Genomic DNA, 17,093 nt, shown 5'->3' with positions numbered 1-17,093 from the left:
GCCTGTTCATTTGCGCTGCGCGCGTCGGGGCGCTGCCCCGCCGCCCTTCGGGCGCCTCCCCGGGATATTTCCACTCAGGTGAAAGGGGGGCGCGCGCTTCTGCTTTCACCTGAGCCGAAATATCCCGGGGGTCTGGGGGCAGAGCCCCCAGCCTCGCCGGTGTCACTGCAGGTCGGCGAAGGCCTTCTGCAACCGTTCGACGGCTTCCACGACCACGCTGCGCGGGGTGGCAAGGTTGAAGCGCAGGAAGTTCTCGCCGCCGCTGCCGAAGGTGTCGCCGTGATTGACCGCGATCCGGGCCTGCTTCTCGACCCGGGCGGTGAATTCCTCGGCCGTCATGCCGGTGCCGGAGAAATCGACCCAGGCCAGGTAGGTGGCTTCGAGCGGCATCGAACTGAGGCCGGGGATCGCATCGACGGCGGCGTCGAAGATCTGGCGGTTGCCGTCGAGATAGGCGAGGAGCGCGTCGAGCCAGGCGGCGCCCTCGGGCGAATAGGCCGCCGTCGCCATCACCAGGCCGAAGGAGTTGGGCGACATGCCCAGACCGGCCATGCGGGCGGCGAAGCGGGCGCGCAGGGTCTCGTCGGGGATGATGACATTGCCCGAATGGCTGCCGGCGATGTTGAAGGTCTTGGTGGTCGCCGACATGTGCACCAGCCGGTCGAGGATGTCGGGCGCCGCCTTGGCCATCACGTGGTGGGTATGGCCGGGCATCACCAGGTCGTGGTGGATCTCGTCCGAGACCAGGATCAGGTCGTGGCGCTTGGCGAAATCGGCGACGCCGCGCAGCTCGGCCTCGGTCCAGACCCGGCCGCCGGGATTGTGCGGCGAGCACAGGATGACCATGCGCTCCTTGCCGGTCATCCGGGCGTCATAGGAGTCGAAATCCATCTCGTAGCGGCCGGCATTGTTGACCAGCGGGCATTCGACCACCTCGCGCCCGGCGGCTTTGATGACGCGGGCGAAGGCGTGATAGACCGGGGTGAACAGCACCACGCCGTCGCCGGGCCGGGTATAGGCGTCGACGCACATCGCGGTGCCGTTGACGAGGCCGTGGGTGGTGAAGATCCACTCGGGCCGCACCTCCCAGCCGTGGCGGTTCGACATCCACCAGCGGATCGATTCGAGATAGGCGCTGTCGTCGCCGAAATAGCCGTAGATGCCGAAATCGGTCATCTCCTTCAGGGCGCGGGTGACGCAGTCGGGGGCGCGGAAATCCATGTCGGCGACCCACATCGCGATGCCCTTGTCGGCCGGCACGCCGTAGACCGCCTCCATCTTGTCCCATTTCGCCGAATGGGTGCCGCGACGGTCGATGACCTCGTCGAAATTCATCGGATGCTGTCCCCTTTCACATGCGGGCCCCGCCCGACGGGGCGCCTGTTCCGGATTTGAGAAATAGCAGGGAATATCGGACCATTGAAGATGGTGATTTTGGGAAATTGTCCCAAATTTTCCTCGCAACTTAGAACGGTGATCCGGAAACCTGTTCACGTCTGGAACATACGTCCCGCGATTGCCGCGCCGCCGTGGTCCTGTCTTGCGGTCGGGCGTCGCGCTTGGCATAGCAGAGGCGGAACAAAAAGGGAATACGGCGATGGAATTCGTGACGGTCGGCCCGCGGGGCGCGCGCATGGGCTATGTCGAGTTTCCCGGGCCGGGGCCGGCGCGGCTGTTCCTGCACGGGCTTGGCGCCAGCGCGCCGGCCTATTTCGCGCCGATCGCGGCCGACCCGGTGCTGGGGCGGCGCCGGGCGGTTATGCTCGACTTCCTCGGCTTCGGCCTCAGCGACCGTCCGCACGACTTCGGCTACACGCTCGAAGACCATGCCGGGACCGTGGCGCGGGCGATCGAGGCGCTGGCGCTCGGGCCGGCGGAGATCGTCGCCCACAGCATGGGCGGCAGCGTCGCGCTGGTGCTGGCGGCGCGGCGGCCCGAGCTTGTCCGTCGTCTGGTGCTGGCCGAGCCGAACCTGTTGCCGACGCCGCGGCCGCATCTTGAGGGCCATGACGAGGACAGCTTCGCCCGCAGCGGCTTTGCCGACCGGCTGGCGGCGGCGGGCCCGGACTGGGCGGCGACGATGCGGCTGGCCGATCCGGTCGCGCTGTTCCGCAGCGAGGCGGCGCTCGGCGGCGGCAGCGACCCGATGATGCGCGACCTGCTGCTGTCGCTGGAGATGCCGTGCCACCTGATCGAGGGCGAATTGAGCGCCGAGGTCGGCGAAGATCCGGAGGTCGCGGCGGCGGGGATCGCCGTCACCACCCTTCCCGGGGCCGGGCATTGCATGATGCTGGACGACCCTGCCGCCTTCGCCCGGGCGCTGGCGCGGTTCCTGGACTAGGGGCTGCCATTGCGCGCCGCCCCGGCATCCCCTAAATGCAATGCCATGAGCATCAAACCGATCCTGATCCATCCCGATCCGCGCCTCAAGAAGGTGGCCGATCCCGTCTCCGCGATCACGCCGGAGCTGGGCAGGCTGGCCGAGGACATGCTCGAGACGATGTATGACGCCCCCGGCATCGGCCTGGCGGCGCCGCAGGTCGGTGTGCTCTCGCGCCTCTTGGTGATGGATTGCGTCAAGGACCCGGAGGCGGCGCCGCGGCCGATGGTGCTGTTCAACCCGCAAGTGACCTGGAGTTCCGAGGAGCGCAGCGTCTACGAGGAAGGCTGCCTGTCGATCCCCGAGCAATATGCCGAGGTCGAGCGCCCGGCGGTGGTGCGCGTCAAGTGGCTGGCGCTGGACGGGACCGAGCAGGAAGAGGAGTTCTCGGACCTCTGGGCGACCTGCGTCCAGCACGAGATCGACCACCTGAACGGCAAGCTGTTCATCGATTATCTCAAGCCGATGCGGCGCCAGATGATCACCCGCAAGATGCAGAAGCTGAAGCGCGAGAAGGCGCGGGTCTGATGGCGGACCGGCCGATCCTGCTGTGGCCCGATGCCCGCCTGCGCCAGCAGGCGGCGCCGGTCGAGGCCGTGACCGACGATCTGCGCGAGCTCGCCGACGAGATGCTGCGCATCATGTATGCCGCGCCGGGCCGGGGCCTTTCCGGGCCGCAGATCGGGGTGATGCGGCGGATCTTCGTCATGGATGCCGGCTGGAAAGAAGGCGCGCCGGAGCCGCGGGTGATGCTCAATCCCGAGATCGTGCATGCCAGCGCCGAAACCGCGATGCGGGCCGAGGGCTGCCTGTCGCTGCCCGGCCTGACCGCCGAGGTCGCGCGCCCGGCCGAGGTGACGCTGCGTTTCACCGGGCTCGACGGCGCGGTGCACGAGGAAACCTTCACCGGTTTCGCCGCCACCTGCGTCCAGCACGAGCGCGACCATCTCGATGGCATCCTCTGCATCGACCACCTGGCGCCCGAGGACCGCGAGGCGGTCGAGCCGGCCTTGCAGGCGCTCGAACGCGCATGACCGTCCGGCCCTTCGTTCCCTGGCCGGACAAGCGGCTGAAGACCCCCGCCACACCGGTCGAGGAAATCACCGACGAGATCCGCGACATCTGGGCCGACATGGTCGAGACCATGGATGCGATGCCGGGCTACGGCCTCGGTGCGCCGCAGATCGGGGTGATGCAGCGGCTCGCCGTCGTCGATTGCTCCGACAAGCGCGGCCAGGCGGTGCTGATGGCCAATCCGGAGGTGCTCCACGCCTCGGTGCAGCTGCGCGAGCACGAGGAGGCCAGCCCGAACCTGCCCGGCGTCTCGGCGGTGATCGCACGGCCGCGGGCGGTGACGGTGCGCTTCCTCAACGCCGAGGGCGAGACGGAGGAGCGCGATTTCGTCGGCCTCTGGGCGACCTCGGTCCAGCACCAGATCGACCACCTGAACGGCAGGATGTATTTCGACCATCTCAAGCCGGTGAAACGCAAGATGTTCTTGACGCGGGCGCAGAAGCTGCGCCGCCGCTAGGGGAGGCCGCGATGAAGATTGTCTTCATGGGAACGCCGGAGTTCTCGGTGCCGGTGCTGGAGGCGCTGGCCGCCGAGCACGAGGTGATCTGCGTCTATTGCCAGCCGCCCCGCCCCGCCGGCCGCGGCAAGAAGGAGCGGCCGAGCCCGGTTCAGGCCAGGGCCGAGGCGCTGGGCCTCCCGGTGCGCCACCCCAGAAGCCTGCGCAACGACGAGGCCCAGGCCGAGTTTGCGGCGCTGGGGGCCGATGTCGGCGTCGTCGTCGCCTACGGGCTGATCCTGCCGCAGCCGATCCTGGACGCGCCGGGGCACGGCTGCCTGAATATCCATGCCTCGCTGCTGCCGCGCTGGCGCGGCGCGGCGCCGATCCACCGGGCGATCATGGCCGGCGATGCCGAAACCGGGGTCTGCATCATGCAGATGGAGGCGGGCCTAGATACCGGGCCGGTGCTGCTGCGCCGGGCGACGCCGATCGGCGACGAGGAAACGACGGCCGACCTGCACGACAGGCTGTCACGGATCGGCGCCGAGGCGATCCTCGAGGCGCTGGCGCGGCTGGACGAGCTGGAGCCCGCACCGCAGCCCGAGGACGGCGTCACCTATGCCGAGAAGATCGACAAGGCCGAGGCGCGGGTCGATTTCGCCCGCCCGGCGGTCGAGGTCTGCCGCCTGATCCGCGGCCTGTCGCCTTTTCCCGGCGCCTGGGTCGAGATCGAGGGCGAGCGGCTCAAGCTGCTGCGCTGCCGGTTGGCCGAGGGATCGGGCGCGCCGGGGCAGGTTCTGGACGGGCTCACCGTCGCCTGCGGCGACGGCGCGGTCGAGATCACCCTGGCCCAACGCCAGGGCAAGCGGCCGATGACGGCCGGGGAGTTGCTGCGCGGCTGGCAACTGCCCGCGCGGATCGGCTGATCGGCCGGCCGCCCCGGCTTCACAGCGCCTGCGATTCCGGCGATAGTCGGGGCGATAGCGCGAGGGGAGAGACCATGCCGATCGTTCTGCTCATCATCATCGGCGCTGCCGCCGGCTTTCTGGCGACGCGGCTGATGGATCTCGATGCCGATGTCCCGACGACCATCGCCATCGGCATCTTCGGCGCCCTGATCGGCGGGCTGGTCCTGCGCTTCCTGCTGATGCTCACCGGTCTCTTCGCCGGCCTCGTCGGCGCCGTGCTGGGCGCGATGCTGCTGATCTGGCTCTGGCGCACCTATTTCGGGCGCTGAGCCGCCGCTGCCATTTCTTCTTTGCCGAAATACTCCCGCCGGAGGCGTCCCGCCCGTGCCGTCGGCGCCCCCCCGGCAGACGCCTAGTCCACCACCAGCCGCAGCGCCAGCCCGCCGAAGATCAGTGCCGCCAGCTTGTTCAACCCCGCCATTCTCCGTCCCAGCGCGTGGCGGACGATGCCGGCGGTCAGGCCGTAGCCCATCGTCACCAGCGTCCCGGTAAAGGCGAAGATGCCGCCCAGCAGCACGATTTGCTGCCAGACCGGCCCCAGCGCCGGGTCGGTGAACTGCGGCAGGAAGGCGAGGATGAACAGCACCGGCTTGGGGTTGAGGACGTTGGTCAGGAAGCCGCGCCGCAGCGCGCGCCAGCCGCTCTCGGCCCCGCGCCCCGGCCCCGGCGCGCCGGCGTGCCAGCTCTTCCAGGCCAGCGCCAGCAGGTAGCCGGCGCCGGCCCAGCGGATCGCGGTCAGGGCTGCGGGCCAGGCGGCCAGCGCGGCAGAGATGCCGAGGGCGGCGAGGCTGACATGCCAGACGGCGCCGAAGCCGACGCCGAGCCCGGCCAGCGCGCCGACCCGCGGTCCGCCGCGAATGCCGCTGGCGGTGGCGAAGAGCACGTCGGCCCCGGGCGTCAGGTTCAGCGCCAGCCCGGCGGCGACGAAGGTGGCGAGGCGGTCGAGGGGGAACTGCAGCAGCAGGTCGAGCATTCGTGTCTCCGATCCGTTGCCGCCATCTGGACGCCGGCGGCCACGATGGTCAAGATGCCGCAGTCAGGGAGGGGGCGATGGATTACGAAACGGTGGACGCCCGGGATTTCGGCCACGCGCTGACCGGGCTGACGGTGAACCTGCTGGTCCGCGACGTGCGGGCCGAGGCGGCGTTCCTGGCCGGTGTGCTGGGGCTGGCGGCGCATCGGCTGAGTGCCGATTTCGCGATCATGGAATATGGTGGCCAGGTCTTCCAGCTTCATGCCGACCGCACCTATGCCGCCCATCCGCTGCCCGGGCTGCTGCCCGAGGCCGGCCCGCGTGGCGCCGGGATCGAGCTGCGGCTGCACGAGACCGACCCGGACGCGGCGGCGGCGCGGGCTGCGGCCCATGACGGCGCGATGGTGTTGCAGGCCCCGGTCGACAAGCCGCCGCACGGGCTGCGCGAGGCGGTGATCCTGTCGCCCTCGGGCTATGCCTGGGTGCCGAGCCGGCGGATGGAGAACAGGCCCTGAGCCTCAGTCCTTCGGCGGCGGCAGCAGGTCGTCGCCGATCTCGTAGTAATCGCCCTTGTCCTCGGTGAAGATGTGCAGGACCAGCCGGCCGCCGGTCGGCCCCCGGATCGCCCCGGCCTCGACGGCGAAGGCGCCGTCGCCGGCGCGGTACCACAGGCTCGAGCCGCATTGGCGGCAGAAGCCGCGCCGGGCGAAGCCCGGGGTCTCGTATTCGGCCAGCGTCTCGCGCGATTCGTAGACCACGCTGGCCTCGTCGACATCGAAGGAGGCGGCGAAATGGCCCGAGCTGCGGCGGCATTGCGAGCAGTGGCAGGCGGTGACGGCCCCGGCCGGGCCGGGCAGGGTGAAGCGGACCGAGCCGCAGAGGCATTCGGCGGTCAGCCGGTCGGGCGCTTCCGGCCGCGCGGTCTCGTGGCCGGGGATGCGGTAGTAGTCGCCGGCCTCCTCGACGCAGAGATCCTTTTCCAGCCGGGTGCCCGTGGGGCCGTCGAAAGCGCCGGCGGCGACGGCGATCCGGTCTTCGCGGTCGTCCTGCCAGAACAGGCTCGAGCCGCAATGGCGGCAGAAGCCGCGCTTGACATGTTCGGAGGAGACCACCCAGTCCAGCCCCTCGTCCCGCGTCAGCCGGAAGGCGGTGTGCGGCACCGGGCTGGCGGCCCAGACATGGCCGCTCCAGCTGCGGCACCTGTCGCAATGACAGGCGGCGACCCGCGGCAGCGCCCCGGTCACTTCGAAGCGCACGGCGCCGCACAGGCAGCCGCCTTCATGGTGTTCGGAATCAGGTCCGGACATGGGCGCCTCCGCTGCTGCCGACCAGAATACCATAAAGGACGAAGGCCAGGGCCATCGCCCGGCGGAACCACAGGTTCAACACCGCCCCCAGCGCCGCCCGGCCCAGGAGCGCGCCAAGCGCGGTATAGCCGGAATAGGACAGCGCGGTGATGGTCAGCGCGGTGGGGTAGATGTAGATCATCTGGTGCCCCAGCGGCACGTCGGGCTGAACGAACTGGGTGAAGGCGGCGAGATAGCCGGCCAGGCTCTTGGCGTTGATCGTGGCGATCATCAGGGCGCGGGAATAGATCGTCCCGCCCGAGGCCCTGTCGGTGGTGACGATCTTGCCGGCATTCATCCAGCCGCGGATGCCGAGCCAGACCAGCACCGCCGCGCCGGCGAGCTTCAAGCCGTGCAAGAGATCGGGCGAGGCGGCGATCAAGGCGGCGACGCCGAGGGCGGAGAGGGTCAGGAACAGGCTCGCCTGGGTCAGGATCGCGGCGACACCCCAAAGTGACCGGCGAAAGCCATGGGCCATGCCGTTGCCCATGCAGTTCACCGCATTGGGGCCGGGGGTGGTGACGAAGACCACCCAGAACAGGGCGAAGACGCTCCAGCCGTGAAATGACATGCCGATTTCCCTTTCCTGTCAGATGGCGGGAAACCGGCGCCGGGGGCAAGAGCGGATCGCCATTCGGCGCTGGTTTCGGCCGTGGCCGACCTTCTGCGCGCCGCTGGACCGGACGAAGCCGGGGGGCACATTCCCGGCCCCCCGGACTCCCGTGGAGTATTTCAGCAAAGAAGAAGCGATCAGGGGCGTTCGATGGCGATCGCCGTGCCTTCGCCGCCGCCGATGCAGATCGCCGCGATGCCGCGCCTGAGGTCGTGCTTTTCCAGCGCGTTGAGCAGGGTGACGATGATCCGGGTGCCCGAGGCGCCGATCGGGTGGCCGAGGGCGCAGGCGCCGCCGTTGATGTTCATGATGTCGCGCGGCACGCCCATCTCCTTCATGAAGGCCATCGGCACGACGGCGAAGGCCTCGTTCACCTCCCACAGGTCGACATCGCCGACCGACCAGCCGAGACGCTCCATCAGCTTGCGCGCGGCCGGGATCGGCGCGGTCGGGAACAGGCCCGGCGCCTGGGCGTGGCTGGCATGGCCGAGGACGCGGGCGCGGATCGGCAGGCCGGCGGCCTCGGCGGCGCTGGCGCTGGCCATGACCAGGGCGGCGGCGCCGTCGGAGATCGACGAGGAATTGGCCGCCGTGACCGTGCCGTCCTTGCGGAAGGCGGGCTTGAGCGTCGGGATCTTGTCGGGCCGGGCAAGGCCGGGCTGTTCGTCTTCGCCCACCTCGACGCTGCCCTTGCGGGTGGTCACCGTCACCGGCGTGATCTCGTCGGCGAAGGCGCCGGATTTCTGGGCGTTGAGCGCGTTGGTCAGCGAGCCGAGCGCATAGGCGTCCTGGTCCTCGCGGGTGAACTGGAACGCCTCGGCGCAATCCTCGGCGAAGGTGCCCATCAGGCGGCCCTTGTCATAGGCGTCCTCGAGCCCGTCGAGGAACATGTGGTCGATGACCTGGCCGTGGCCGAGCCGGGCGCCGCCGCGCATCTTGGGCAGCAGGTAGGGGGCGTTGGTCATGCTCTCCATACCGCCGGCGACCATGATGCCGGTCTGGCCGAGGGCAAGCTGGTCATGGGCGATCATCGCCGTCTTCATGCCCGAGCCGCACATCTTGTTCAGCGTCGTCGCCGGCACCTCTTCGCCCAGCCCGGCCTTGAAGCCGGCCTGGCGTGCCGGCGCCTGGCCGATGCCGGCGGGCAGGACGCAGCCCATGACGACTTCCTCGATCCGCTCGGCTGCCACGCCCGCGCCGGCCATTGCCGCCGCGATCGCCGCCCCGCCAAGGGTCGGCGCGTCGGTGGCGGCGAACGCCCCCTGGAACCCGCCCATCGCCGTGCGCGCGGCGCCCGAGATCACCACTTCCGTCATCATGCCCTCCTGAAAAACTGATGGCTCTGCATACCGAATGGTAAGGTTCGCCGTCTAGTCTGCTCGTGCCGGGGGGCAATGGAGGATGGGATGGAGCTTAAGGTGGAACGGCGCGAAGAGGCGCTGGTGGTGCGAGTCGAGGCGCCGCGGATCACCGCAGCGGTGTCGGTGCAGTTCAAGGACAGGATGCGTGCGGTGCTGGCCAACCCGGCGTCCCGGGTGACCCTCGACATGTCGCGGGTCGGTTTCGTCGACAGCAGCGGCCTGAGCGCGGTGCTGTCGATCATGAAGATGCTGGGCCCGGGGCAGAGGCTGGATCTGGCCGGATTGCGGCCGGATGTCGAGGCGGTGTTCCGGCTGACCAAGCTCGACCGCGTGCTGGCGATCCATGGCGGTTCGCCGCCCGTCGGCGCAGAGGTTGCGCCGGCAGGCGGGGGCGGTCGGCGGCAAGCGGGATAGCCGGGTCCGGCAGGCGGCGCAGGCGGGATCGATTCGGCGTGCCGGCTGCGCCCGGGGCGGGGCCGACCCGCGGGGCGGGATCGGGCCGGGGCGCAGGGCCGGAAATGGGCAGGCGATCCGCCGGCGGACAGGTGGAGTCTGTCAAGAAACGGGCGCCATCGGCGACAGATGTCGCATCCTGTGCTGATTGTCCGCCCTTCGGAAAAAACGCCACAAAGAAGCCGCGCTTTGCCCACATCGGGGCCATCGGCGCTGGCGACACAGGCAGGGTAGCTGCATAGGCTTCCCTCGGCGTCGTGGTAACAGCCCCCACCCAGTTCGCGACGTCGAGGTTCCTATGCCGCTGCAAAGAGCCGCGCGGCCCGGCCGTGACGGCGCGGCATCCTCCTAGACTTTCCCTCGTGCTTCGAGACTGTGCGCCGCAGGCGGGCCGCCGGCTCTGCCCCCTGCTGCCGCTGCGGCACCTTGACGATCACCCGCCCCTTCCCTTCCCCCCGGCCGGGCCCTAGTGTCGCCGCCGAAGAGGGGAGAGATCTATGCGCGATTTTCAGACACCCGGCCGCTCGGCCGTTTTCGCTTCCAACGGCATGTGCGCCACCTCGCATCCGCTGGCGGCCAAGGTCGCCGTCGAGACGCTCGAGGCCGGCGGCAACGCGGTGGACGCGGCGATCGCGGGCGCGGTGCTGCTGGGCATCTGCGAGCCGCAGATGACCGGGATCGGCGGCGATTGCTTCGTGCTGCTCAAGCCGGCGGGCGAGGAGCGGATCGTGGCGCTGAACGGCTCGGGCCGGGCGCCGAAGGGGCTGAGCGCGGCCGAGATGCGCGGCCGCGGGCTGACCACGGTGCCGCTGAACACCGCCGACGCGGTGACGGTGCCCGGTGCCGTCGATGCCTTCTGCAAGCTGTCGGCCGACTGGGGCAAGCTGGGGCTGGCCCGCAGCCTCGCCCCCGCCATCCGCTATGCCGACGAGGGCGTGCCGGTGGCGCCGCGCACCGCCTTCGACTGGGCGGCTTCGGCCGACAACCTGCAGGAGGCGGCACGCGCGTTCTACCTGCTGGACGGCAAGGCGCCGCAGCCGGGGCAACTGTTCCGCGCTCCCGGCCAGGCCGAGGTGCTGCGCCGCATCGCCCGCGACGGCCGCGCCGGCTTCTACGAGGGCGAGGTGGCCGAGGACATGGTGGCCTCGCTCAACGCGCTGGGCGGGACCCATACGCTGGAGGATTTCGCCGCCACCGCCTGCGATTACGTCGAGCCGGTCCGCGGCGGCTACAAGGATGTCGAGCTGGTCGAGCATCCGCCGAACGGCCAGGGCGCGACCGCGATCCTGATGCTCAACATCCTGTCGCATTTCGACCTGCCGTCGCTCGACCCGTTCGGGGCGCAGCGCGCCCATCTCGAGGCCGAGGCGGCCAAGCTGGCCTACGACGCGCGCAACCGCTTCATCGCCGATCCGGCCCACACCACGCGCCTCGACCACATGCTGGCGCCGGAGACGGCCGAGAAGCTGGCCGGCCTGATCGACCCGAAACGGGCGATGGAGAGCCCGGCGAAACTGTCCGAGGCAGTGCATCGCGAGACGATCTACATCACCGTGGTCGATGCCGAGCGCAACGCGGTGTCGCTGATCTACTCGATCTTCCACAGCTTCGGCTCCTGCCTCGCCTCGTCGAAATTCGGCATCAACTTCCAGAACCGCGGCGCCGGCTTCGTGCTGACCGAGGGCCATGCCAACGAGGCGGCGGGCGGCAAGCGGCCGATGCACACGATCATCCCCGGCATGCTGCGCAAGGGCGGCAAGCTCTTGATGCCCTTCGGGGTGATGGGTGGCGCCTACCAGCCCAACGGCCATGCGCGGCTGATCACCAACATGGTCGATTACGGGCTGCATCCGCAGGCGGCGATCGACGCGCCGCGCAGCTTCTCGGGGGCCGAGGGCATGGAGGTCGAGCGCGGCTATTCCGACGCGGTGCGGGCCGAACTGGCGGCGATGGGCCACAAGGTCAGTATCCCGCGAGGCCCGATCGGCGGCGCCCAGGCGATCCTGATCGATCCCGAGACCGGGGTGCTGCAGGGCGGCTCGGACCCGCGCAAGGACGGCTGCGCGCTGGGGTATTGAGCCGGCCAGAAGGGCCGGGGGCGCCGCCGATCGCGCCCCCGGGATACTTCCGTGAAGATGAAGGCGGGGCTCAGCGGCCGCCGTTCTGCCGCCAATGGCCATGTGCCGTTGGTGGCGGCTTTCACGATTGGGGCGACAGGTCGGAGCGGCGCACCTGACGGCGTTCAGTTCAGCTGGAACTGAAGCTCGTAATGGCCGTTCTCGAAATTGCCGAACAAGTCGGCGAGGTCGGGATGGTCGACCGGTTCGCCGGTGTCGTCGGGCACCAGGTTCTGCTCCGAGACATAGGCGACGTAATAGCTCTGATCGTTCTCGGCCAGCAGGTGATAGAACGGCTGGTCCTTCGCCGGGCGGTTTTCCTCGGGAATCGCCTGGTACCAGTCCTCGGTATTGGCGAACATCGCGTCGACATCGAAGACGACACCACGAAACGGATGCTTGCGATGACGCAGCACCTGTCCAATGGAATATTTCGCCCGTGTCTTCAGCATTCTTGCAACCCCCACCTATAGTTACTACTGCTTCCGAGCCGCGGATGTCTATCGCCGCGGTCAATTTTACGAGAAACAGTCTGTGAACCTTGTTTTGACAGTGCTGCAGGTGGTGGCGCCGGTCTTCATCCTCGCGGCCGGCGGATTCACCTGGGTGAAGCTGGGCCACGAGTTCCGGGTCCAGTTCGTCACGCGGCTGGCGATGACCGTCGCCGTGCCCTGCCTGATCTTCACCGCGCTGATGAAGACCGAGGTCGATCCCAAGGCGCTGGCGACGATCTCGCTGGCGGCGCTGGCGGCCTATGGCGCGCTGATCGTGCTGTTCTGGGCGGGCACGTCCCTGGCCGGGCTCGACCGCCGCACCTGGCTGGCGCCGTTGATCTTCGGCAATACCGGCAACCTGGGCCTGCCGCTGGCGCTGTTCGCCTTCGGTCAGACCGGGCTGGGCTATGCCGTGGTGATCTTTGCCGTGATGGCGGTGCTGTCCTTCACCTTTGGGGTCTGGGTCGTCGCCGGTGGCGGCAAGCCCTGGCTGGTGCTGAAGGAACCGATCGTCGCCGCGACCCTGCTGGGCGGGCTGTTCCTGTGGCAGGGCTGGCAGACGCCCGTCTGGCTGACCCACACGCTCGAGCTGACCGGGCAGATGGCGATCCCGCTGATGCTGATCACGCTGGGCGTCGCGGTGGCGCGGCTCAGCCCCGGGCGGCTGGGGCGCTCGGGGCTCTTGGCGCTGGTCAAGCTGGGCGTCTGCATCGCCGCGGGCGTCGGCGCCGGGCTGCTGTTCCGTCTCGACCGCGTCGCTTTCGCGGTGCTGGTGCTGCAGGTCTCGACCCCGGTCGCCGTCACCTCCTACATGCTGGCCGAGAAATACGGCGCCGATGCCGAGGCGGTGGCGGGGCTGGTCGTGGTCTCGACCGTGCTGTCGGTCGCTGCCATCCCGCTGACGCTGGGCTTTCTGATGTAATTTCTACCCTAGCCCGGTTTCCAGCCGGAGCGAATTCCCCTATCCTGTCGCCAAACAAAACGAAAAAAGATGGCGAGAGGCAATGAGCAGGTTTCTCCGCGCGTTCTTTCTGTTGCTGCTGCTGGCCTCCTGTGGCGGTCGGCACTATGCGCCGCCCAGCGACCTGAACGATGCCTGCAGCATCGTGCAGGAGCGGCCGCGCTATCTGTTCGCCATGCGCGCGGCCGAGCGGCGTTGGGGCGTGCCGGTCCATGTCCAGATGGCGATCATCCACCAGGAATCGAAATTCGTCGGCAATGCCCGCACCCCCTATCGCTGGGCGCTGGGGGTGATCCCGATGGGCCGGGCCTCGTCGGCCTACGGCTATGCCCAGGTGCTGGACGGGACCTGGGACGACTACCGCCAGGAGGCGCGCCGCTATGGCGCCCGTCGCAACCGGATCAACGACGCCACCGATTTCATGGGCTGGTATATCGACAAGGCGAACCGCAAGCTGGGCATTCCCAAGTCCGACGCCCGGCGCCAGTACCTGGCCTATCACGAAGGCTTCAGCGGCTATGCCCGCGGCAGCTATCGCCGCAAGAGCTGGCTGCTGGCCGTCGCCAACCGGGTCGAGCGGCGCTCGGAAACCTATCACCGCCAGCTGGTGGCCTGCGGCCGCGAACGCCGATAGGCCGCCGGCTCAGCGGCCGCTGTCGACGCCGCGCTTGTTGGCTGCCAGGGTGATGCTGAACAGGCTGTCGGCAAAGCCGTCGCTGCGGCTCAGCTTGCCCAGGACCACCGTGGTTTGGCCGCCGCTCTCGTCGGTGATCACCCATTGCCGCAGCTCGACCGGATCGGCGGTGAAGACCAGCTGGATGGTGCCGTAATCGGGATGCTCGGGATCCTGCGCGATGACCACCGTCGACGGTCCCTCCTCGTGGCTGCCGATCACCATGTTGGCCCGGCCGAGATCGATATGCGGCGCCAGGATCAGGTTCAGCGGGGTCCGTGCCAGGGGATACTGCTCGGGCGGCTGGTTCGATTTCGCGTCGAACACCGCGACGGTCCCGGCATTGGCCAGAACCAGGTTGTCGTCCGGCGGATCGTATTCGAAGCGCATCCGCCCGGGGCGCTGGAGATAGAGCGTTCCGGTCGAGACCGAGCCGTCGGCATTGACCTGGGTGAAGGTCGTCTTGGCGGCGGTCAGCCCGTTGAGATAGCGCGACAACTCCGACAGCGGAATCGGCGCGGCCGCGGCGGTCAGGGCGGTCGTGGCCGCCAGCAGCGCGGCAACAAGCGGGGCGAGGAGGCGATGCGCAAGGGTCATGGAGTTGATTTAGTGGCTGCGCGCGCGGCGTTCCATCCCCTGCGGCGGGGCCCCGGTCGCGTCGGCGGGAAGCGGCCGGAAAATTGCTTCGGATTTCTGTCGATTTCGCTCTTGCAATGCCCGGCCGCGGGGGCTAAATCCCACTCCCACGCACCCGTAGCTCAGCTGGATAGAGCACCAGACTACGAATCTGGGGGTCGGGCGTTCGAATCGTCCCGGGTGCGCCATTTCCCTTTCGATCGCTGTCTCAGTGTCCGGTGCGCGGCTTGCGCGCGCCTGCTGCCTTCGATTGACCGTTCTCGGTCTTTTCCCGGTTTTTCCGCGCGTCCTCGGCAACGATCTGCTGCGCCCATGCGACCTGTTCTGGAGTGTAGTGGAGGGGATAGCGAAGGATGTCCTTCGCCTTGCGATACGCCGCGTCGCGACGCCATTTCTCGCGTAGCCTCGCGAGGATCATCATTCGTCCCACCCTGAAGACGGTCGAGCCTTCACTCCATCGTGAGTCCAGCTTCTCACGATTCCGTGTCCGTGCAACCTCCCATCCGGGGATGGCACGATTCTGGCGCCGCGGCCCCCTTGCCCCTGCCGCGTCGATGAGGCTTGCTACACCGGGGCACAGGAGGCGGCATGGCCGAGCGGTTCGATTTCGTGGTGGTGGGCGGCGGCATCGTCGGGCTGGCCACCGCGCGGCGGTTGCAGGCCGCCGTGCCCGGGGCCTCGGTCGCGCTGTTCGAGAAGGAGGACGCCGTCGCCCTGCACCAATCCGGGCGCAATTCCGGGGTCATCCATGCCGGGGTCTATTACGCTCCGGGCAGCCACAAGGCCCGGTTCTGCCGGGCCGGGGTGGCGGCGACGAAAGCCTATTGCGACGAACACGGGCTGGCCTACGAGATCTGCGGCAAGCTGATCGTGGCGACGGAGGCGAGCGAGGTGGCGCGGCTGGACGCCCTGCGCCAGCGCGCCGAGGCCAACGGTATTGCCATCGACAAGCTGACCGGCGCCGAGGCGCGGCGGCTGGAGCCGAATATCGCCGCCGAGGCGGCGCTGCTGTCGCCGAGCACCGGGATCACCGATTTCGCCGTCCTCGCCCGCGACATGGCGGCGCGGTTCATGGCCGCGGGCGGGGGGCTGCGGCTGGGCGCACGGGTGACGGGCGGGGCCGAAACGGCGGCCGGCGTCACCCTGACCACCGACGCGGGCGAGATCTCGGCCGGCAAGGCGGTGTTCTGCGCCGGGCTGATGGCCGACCGGATGGCGCGCGCCTTCGGGGCCCGGGTCGATTTCCGCATCGTGCCCTTCCGCGGCGAGTATTACCGCATCGCCAACCAGCCCGCCGATCTGGTCCGCCACCTGATCTACCCGGTGCCCGACCCGGCGCGGCCGTTCCTCGGCGTCCACCTGACCCGCAAGATGGATGGCGGTTTCACTGTCGGCCCCAACGCGGTGCTGGCTGGCGCGCGCGAGGGCTATGGCAAGCTCTCGCTCTCGCCCCGCGACCTGGCCGACAGCCTGGCCTATCCCGGCTTCTGGCGCCTGCTGGCCCGCAATGCCGGCCCGGCGCTGGGCGAGCTTTCCGCCTCGGCGCTCAAGCGGCTCTACCTGAAGAAGGTGCAACGCTACTGCGCCCGGGTGCGGCTGGCCGACCTCACCCCCTACCGCCCCGGCATCCGCGCCCAGGCGGTGGCGCGCGACGGCCGGCTGATCGACGATTTCCTCTTCGTCGATACTCGCCACACGCTCCATGTCTGCAACGCGCCCTCGCCGGCGGCCACCTCGGCGCTGCCGATCGCGGAGCATATCGTCGAGCGGCTGATCGGGGCCTGAGGCAGGCGAGGTCGGGGGCGCTGCCCCCGGACCCCCGGGATACTTGCGTGAAGATGAAAGCGGGACGCGCAGCCCGCGCGGTGTCAGGTCAGGGCCCGGACCATGCGGGTCGAACTGCGGAAGCCGAACAGCAGGGCGAGCGGGCCGATGCGGTCGGTGCCGGCCTCGGCATAGCCGTGGCGGCGGTAGAGGGCGCGGGCGCGCGGATTGCTGTCGACCACGTCGAGGCGGATCTCGTCATAGCCGCGGCTGCGGGCGAGGTCGGACAGGGCGTCGAGCAGGGCGCTGCCGATGCCCCGGCCGCGGCAATCGGCGCGCACGCAGATGCCGTCGATCAGGAAGCGGCGGTTGTCGACATCGCTGGTCAGCAGCCGCAGCGCGCCGGCGCGCCAGGCCGCGCCGGCGCGGCCGTAGACCGCGGCGAGGTCGCCGGCCGTGCCGCTGGCGAAGCCGCCGGCCCAGCTACGGAAGCCGGCCAGGCCCGCCAGCCGGCCGTCGGCCTCCCAGGCGGTCAGCACGTGATCGGCGCGGATCACCCGGTCGAGATAGCGCAGCGCGCGCTCCTCGGGCCCCAGCACGCGGCCGAGCTTGCCGCCGAAGGCCTGCCAGTAGAGCCGGGCGGCGGCGCCGCGTTGCGAGGGCGGCAAGCCGGGGTGGATCTCGATATCCGCCGGCGCCCTTGCCGGTCGTTGGCCCTGTTCTGCCGCGTGCCTGGTCATGGCTCCTCCAACCCACCGGGGCCGTTGCATCCCCTTGCCGGATTGCCTAAGCCCTCGGGGAGAGCCCGTCCAGTGGCCGCTCCCGCACGGTACGGTTCCGA

The 17,093-nt window shown here is 69.4% G+C and carries 21 protein-coding genes and 1 tRNA gene; 13 read left to right on the top strand and 9 right to left on the bottom strand.

All coding sequences use genetic code 11. From position 1 onward, the window contains the following. Positions 1 to 162 precede the first annotated feature (162 nt). Positions 163 to 1,335, bottom strand: a complete 1,173-nt coding sequence (locus tag ACFOES_RS00810; RefSeq protein ID WP_377830906.1) for a MalY/PatB family protein — start codon at positions 1,333 to 1,335, stop codon at positions 163 to 165. Positions 1,336 to 1,597: 262 nt separating this feature from the next. On the opposite strand from ACFOES_RS00810, the gene ACFOES_RS00805 reads away from it, so the two are divergent. The 6 genes from ACFOES_RS00805 to ACFOES_RS00780 all read left to right on the top strand — a co-directional run bounded on the left by ACFOES_RS00805 (position 1,598) and on the right by ACFOES_RS00780 (position 5,130). Further along, positions 1,598 to 2,341: an alpha/beta fold hydrolase gene (locus ACFOES_RS00805; protein WP_377830904.1), complete on the top strand. Its 744-nt coding sequence runs from the start codon at positions 1,598 to 1,600 to the stop codon at positions 2,339 to 2,341. A gap of 45 nt (positions 2,342 to 2,386) precedes the next feature. Continuing rightward, positions 2,387 to 2,908, top strand: a complete 522-nt coding sequence (def, locus tag ACFOES_RS00800; RefSeq protein WP_377830901.1) for a peptide deformylase — start codon at positions 2,387 to 2,389, stop codon at positions 2,906 to 2,908. Continuing rightward, positions 2,908 to 3,414 (top strand): peptide deformylase, encoded by a 507-nt coding sequence (gene def / locus ACFOES_RS00795; protein WP_377830898.1) that lies wholly within the window; start codon positions 2,908 to 2,910, stop codon positions 3,412 to 3,414. The genes def (ACFOES_RS00800) and def (ACFOES_RS00795) overlap by 1 nt, the downstream gene beginning before the upstream one ends. Further along, entirely contained in the window at positions 3,411 to 3,911 is a 501-nt protein-coding gene (gene def / locus ACFOES_RS00790) for a peptide deformylase (protein ID WP_377830894.1), read from the top strand. The genes def (ACFOES_RS00795) and def (ACFOES_RS00790) overlap by 4 nt, the downstream gene beginning before the upstream one ends. 11 nt (positions 3,912 to 3,922) lie before the next feature. Then, positions 3,923 to 4,819 carry a methionyl-tRNA formyltransferase gene (fmt, locus tag ACFOES_RS00785; RefSeq protein WP_377830891.1) on the top strand — a complete coding sequence of 299 codons (897 nt, stop codon included), beginning with the start codon at positions 3,923 to 3,925 and terminating at the stop codon, positions 4,817 to 4,819. 74 nt (positions 4,820 to 4,893) lie between these two features. Continuing rightward, positions 4,894 to 5,130, top strand: coding sequence for a GlsB/YeaQ/YmgE family stress response membrane protein (locus tag ACFOES_RS00780; protein WP_377830888.1), 237 nt, complete (start codon positions 4,894 to 4,896; stop codon positions 5,128 to 5,130). 83 nt (positions 5,131 to 5,213) lie between these two features. Here ACFOES_RS00780 and ACFOES_RS00775 read toward each other — a convergent pair whose 3' ends face one another. Further along, positions 5,214 to 5,834 (bottom strand): LysE family translocator, encoded by a 621-nt coding sequence (locus ACFOES_RS00775; RefSeq protein WP_377830884.1) that lies wholly within the window; start codon positions 5,832 to 5,834, stop codon positions 5,214 to 5,216. A 77-nt stretch (positions 5,835 to 5,911) separates the two neighbouring features. Here ACFOES_RS00775 and ACFOES_RS00770 point away from each other — a divergent pair, with 77 nt between their 5' ends. Then, a complete protein-coding gene (locus ACFOES_RS00770) occupies positions 5,912 to 6,349 on the top strand; it encodes a glyoxalase (RefSeq protein WP_377830882.1) in 438 nt (145 codons plus the stop codon). A 3-nt stretch (positions 6,350 to 6,352) separates the two neighbouring features. Here the strand turns inward: ACFOES_RS00770 and ACFOES_RS00765 are convergent, their stop codons facing one another. The 3 genes from ACFOES_RS00765 to ACFOES_RS00755 form a co-directional block, all read right to left on the bottom strand. Then, on the bottom strand, positions 6,353 to 7,141 hold the full coding sequence (locus ACFOES_RS00765; protein WP_377830878.1) for a GFA family protein: 789 nt from the start codon (positions 7,139 to 7,141) through the stop codon (positions 6,353 to 6,355). Continuing rightward, positions 7,128 to 7,751 carry a LysE family translocator gene (locus tag ACFOES_RS00760; RefSeq protein WP_377830874.1) on the bottom strand — a complete coding sequence of 208 codons (624 nt, stop codon included), beginning with the start codon at positions 7,749 to 7,751 and terminating at the stop codon, positions 7,128 to 7,130. Before ACFOES_RS00760 ends, ACFOES_RS00765 begins: the two co-directional genes overlap by 14 nt. Before the next feature lie 179 nt (positions 7,752 to 7,930). Further along, on the bottom strand, positions 7,931 to 9,109 hold the full coding sequence (locus tag ACFOES_RS00755) for an acetyl-CoA C-acyltransferase (RefSeq protein WP_377830868.1): 1,179 nt from the start codon (positions 9,107 to 9,109) through the stop codon (positions 7,931 to 7,933). 90 nt (positions 9,110 to 9,199) lie between these two features. Here ACFOES_RS00755 and ACFOES_RS00750 point away from each other — a divergent pair, with 90 nt between their 5' ends. Both ACFOES_RS00750 and ACFOES_RS00745 read left to right on the top strand, forming a co-directional pair. After that, positions 9,200 to 9,568, top strand: coding sequence for an STAS domain-containing protein (locus tag ACFOES_RS00750; protein ID WP_377830864.1), 369 nt, complete (start codon positions 9,200 to 9,202; stop codon positions 9,566 to 9,568). A 536-nt stretch (positions 9,569 to 10,104) separates the two neighbouring features. Further along, positions 10,105 to 11,685 (top strand): gamma-glutamyltransferase family protein, encoded by a 1,581-nt coding sequence (locus tag ACFOES_RS00745; protein ID WP_377830861.1) that lies wholly within the window; start codon positions 10,105 to 10,107, stop codon positions 11,683 to 11,685. A gap of 164 nt (positions 11,686 to 11,849) precedes the next feature. Here ACFOES_RS00745 and hspQ read toward each other — a convergent pair whose 3' ends face one another. Further along, a complete protein-coding gene (hspQ, locus tag ACFOES_RS00740) occupies positions 11,850 to 12,176 on the bottom strand; it encodes a heat shock protein HspQ (RefSeq protein ID WP_377830857.1) in 327 nt (108 codons plus the stop codon). 82 nt (positions 12,177 to 12,258) lie between these two features. Here hspQ and ACFOES_RS00735 point away from each other — a divergent pair, with 82 nt between their 5' ends. After that, the gene (locus ACFOES_RS00735; RefSeq protein ID WP_377830853.1) at positions 12,259 to 13,140 is read left to right on the top strand and encodes an AEC family transporter; all 882 of its coding nucleotides are present in this window, start codon (positions 12,259 to 12,261) and stop codon (positions 13,138 to 13,140) included. An 82-nt stretch (positions 13,141 to 13,222) separates the two neighbouring features. Then, positions 13,223 to 13,813, top strand: coding sequence for a transglycosylase SLT domain-containing protein (locus ACFOES_RS00730; RefSeq protein WP_377830848.1), 591 nt, complete (start codon positions 13,223 to 13,225; stop codon positions 13,811 to 13,813). Positions 13,814 to 13,822: 9 nt separating this feature from the next. On the opposite strand, the gene ACFOES_RS00725 is transcribed toward ACFOES_RS00730, so the two are convergent. Continuing rightward, positions 13,823 to 14,449, bottom strand: a complete 627-nt coding sequence (locus ACFOES_RS00725; RefSeq protein ID WP_377830845.1) for a LolA family protein — start codon at positions 14,447 to 14,449, stop codon at positions 13,823 to 13,825. A 150-nt stretch (positions 14,450 to 14,599) separates the two neighbouring features. Between ACFOES_RS00725 and ACFOES_RS00720 the strand changes: the two genes are divergently transcribed. Continuing rightward, positions 14,600 to 14,676, top strand: a tRNA-Arg gene (locus ACFOES_RS00720). 20 nt (positions 14,677 to 14,696) lie between these two features. Here the strand turns inward: ACFOES_RS00720 and ACFOES_RS00715 are convergent. Then, positions 14,697 to 14,909: a hypothetical protein gene (locus tag ACFOES_RS00715; protein ID WP_377830842.1), complete on the bottom strand. Its 213-nt coding sequence runs from the start codon at positions 14,907 to 14,909 to the stop codon at positions 14,697 to 14,699. Positions 14,910 to 15,076: 167 nt separating this feature from the next. Here ACFOES_RS00715 and lhgO point away from each other — a divergent pair, with 167 nt between their 5' ends. Beyond that, on the top strand, positions 15,077 to 16,273 hold the full coding sequence (lhgO, locus tag ACFOES_RS00710) for an L-2-hydroxyglutarate oxidase (protein ID WP_377830840.1): 1,197 nt from the start codon (positions 15,077 to 15,079) through the stop codon (positions 16,271 to 16,273). Between the two features lie 83 nt (positions 16,274 to 16,356). Here the strand turns inward: lhgO and ACFOES_RS00705 are convergent, their stop codons facing one another. Continuing rightward, positions 16,357 to 16,992, bottom strand: a complete 636-nt coding sequence (locus ACFOES_RS00705; RefSeq protein WP_377830837.1) for a GNAT family N-acetyltransferase — start codon at positions 16,990 to 16,992, stop codon at positions 16,357 to 16,359. Positions 16,993 to 17,093: the final 101 nt, after the last annotated feature.

The sequence above is a fragment of the Acidimangrovimonas pyrenivorans genome, from assembly GCF_042643245.1.
GTDB lineage: Bacteria > Pseudomonadota > Alphaproteobacteria > Rhodobacterales > Rhodobacteraceae > Acidimangrovimonas > Acidimangrovimonas pyrenivorans.
This window is presented reverse-complemented; position numbering and strand designations above follow the sequence as displayed.

What these genes read in the sequence shown, in the direction of transcription:
- fmt (WP_377830891.1), top strand. Translation starts at nt 3,923, where the DNA reads ATGAAGATTGTCTTCATGGGAACGCCGGAGTTCTCGGTGCCGGTGCTG.
- hspQ (WP_377830857.1), bottom strand. Translation starts at nt 12,176, where the DNA reads ATGCTGAAGACACGGGCGAAATATTCCATTGGACAGGTGCTGCGTCAT.
- ACFOES_RS00725 (WP_377830845.1), bottom strand. Translation starts at nt 14,449, where the DNA reads ATGACCCTTGCGCATCGCCTCCTCGCCCCGCTTGTTGCCGCGCTGCTG.
- ACFOES_RS00755 (WP_377830868.1), bottom strand. Translation starts at nt 9,109, where the DNA reads ATGACGGAAGTGGTGATCTCGGGCGCCGCGCGCACGGCGATGGGCGGG.
- ACFOES_RS00775 (WP_377830884.1), bottom strand. Translation starts at nt 5,834, where the DNA reads ATGCTCGACCTGCTGCTGCAGTTCCCCCTCGACCGCCTCGCCACCTTC.
- ACFOES_RS00805 (WP_377830904.1), top strand. Translation starts at nt 1,598, where the DNA reads ATGGAATTCGTGACGGTCGGCCCGCGGGGCGCGCGCATGGGCTATGTC.
- ACFOES_RS00780 (WP_377830888.1), top strand. Translation starts at nt 4,894, where the DNA reads ATGCCGATCGTTCTGCTCATCATCATCGGCGCTGCCGCCGGCTTTCTG.
- def (WP_377830901.1), top strand. Translation starts at nt 2,387, where the DNA reads ATGAGCATCAAACCGATCCTGATCCATCCCGATCCGCGCCTCAAGAAG.
- ACFOES_RS00760 (WP_377830874.1), bottom strand. Translation starts at nt 7,751, where the DNA reads ATGTCATTTCACGGCTGGAGCGTCTTCGCCCTGTTCTGGGTGGTCTTC.
- ACFOES_RS00770 (WP_377830882.1), top strand. Translation starts at nt 5,912, where the DNA reads ATGGATTACGAAACGGTGGACGCCCGGGATTTCGGCCACGCGCTGACC.
- ACFOES_RS00730 (WP_377830848.1), top strand. Translation starts at nt 13,223, where the DNA reads ATGAGCAGGTTTCTCCGCGCGTTCTTTCTGTTGCTGCTGCTGGCCTCC.
- ACFOES_RS00745 (WP_377830861.1), top strand. Translation starts at nt 10,105, where the DNA reads ATGCGCGATTTTCAGACACCCGGCCGCTCGGCCGTTTTCGCTTCCAAC.
- ACFOES_RS00705 (WP_377830837.1), bottom strand. Translation starts at nt 16,992, where the DNA reads ATGACCAGGCACGCGGCAGAACAGGGCCAACGACCGGCAAGGGCGCCG.
- ACFOES_RS00750 (WP_377830864.1), top strand. Translation starts at nt 9,200, where the DNA reads ATGGAGCTTAAGGTGGAACGGCGCGAAGAGGCGCTGGTGGTGCGAGTC.
- def (WP_377830898.1), top strand. Translation starts at nt 2,908, where the DNA reads ATGGCGGACCGGCCGATCCTGCTGTGGCCCGATGCCCGCCTGCGCCAG.
- ACFOES_RS00765 (WP_377830878.1), bottom strand. Translation starts at nt 7,141, where the DNA reads ATGTCCGGACCTGATTCCGAACACCATGAAGGCGGCTGCCTGTGCGGC.
- def (WP_377830894.1), top strand. Translation starts at nt 3,411, where the DNA reads ATGACCGTCCGGCCCTTCGTTCCCTGGCCGGACAAGCGGCTGAAGACC.
- ACFOES_RS00715 (WP_377830842.1), bottom strand. Translation starts at nt 14,909, where the DNA reads ATGATGATCCTCGCGAGGCTACGCGAGAAATGGCGTCGCGACGCGGCG.
- lhgO (WP_377830840.1), top strand. Translation starts at nt 15,077, where the DNA reads ATGGCCGAGCGGTTCGATTTCGTGGTGGTGGGCGGCGGCATCGTCGGG.
- ACFOES_RS00810 (WP_377830906.1), bottom strand. Translation starts at nt 1,335, where the DNA reads ATGAATTTCGACGAGGTCATCGACCGTCGCGGCACCCATTCGGCGAAA.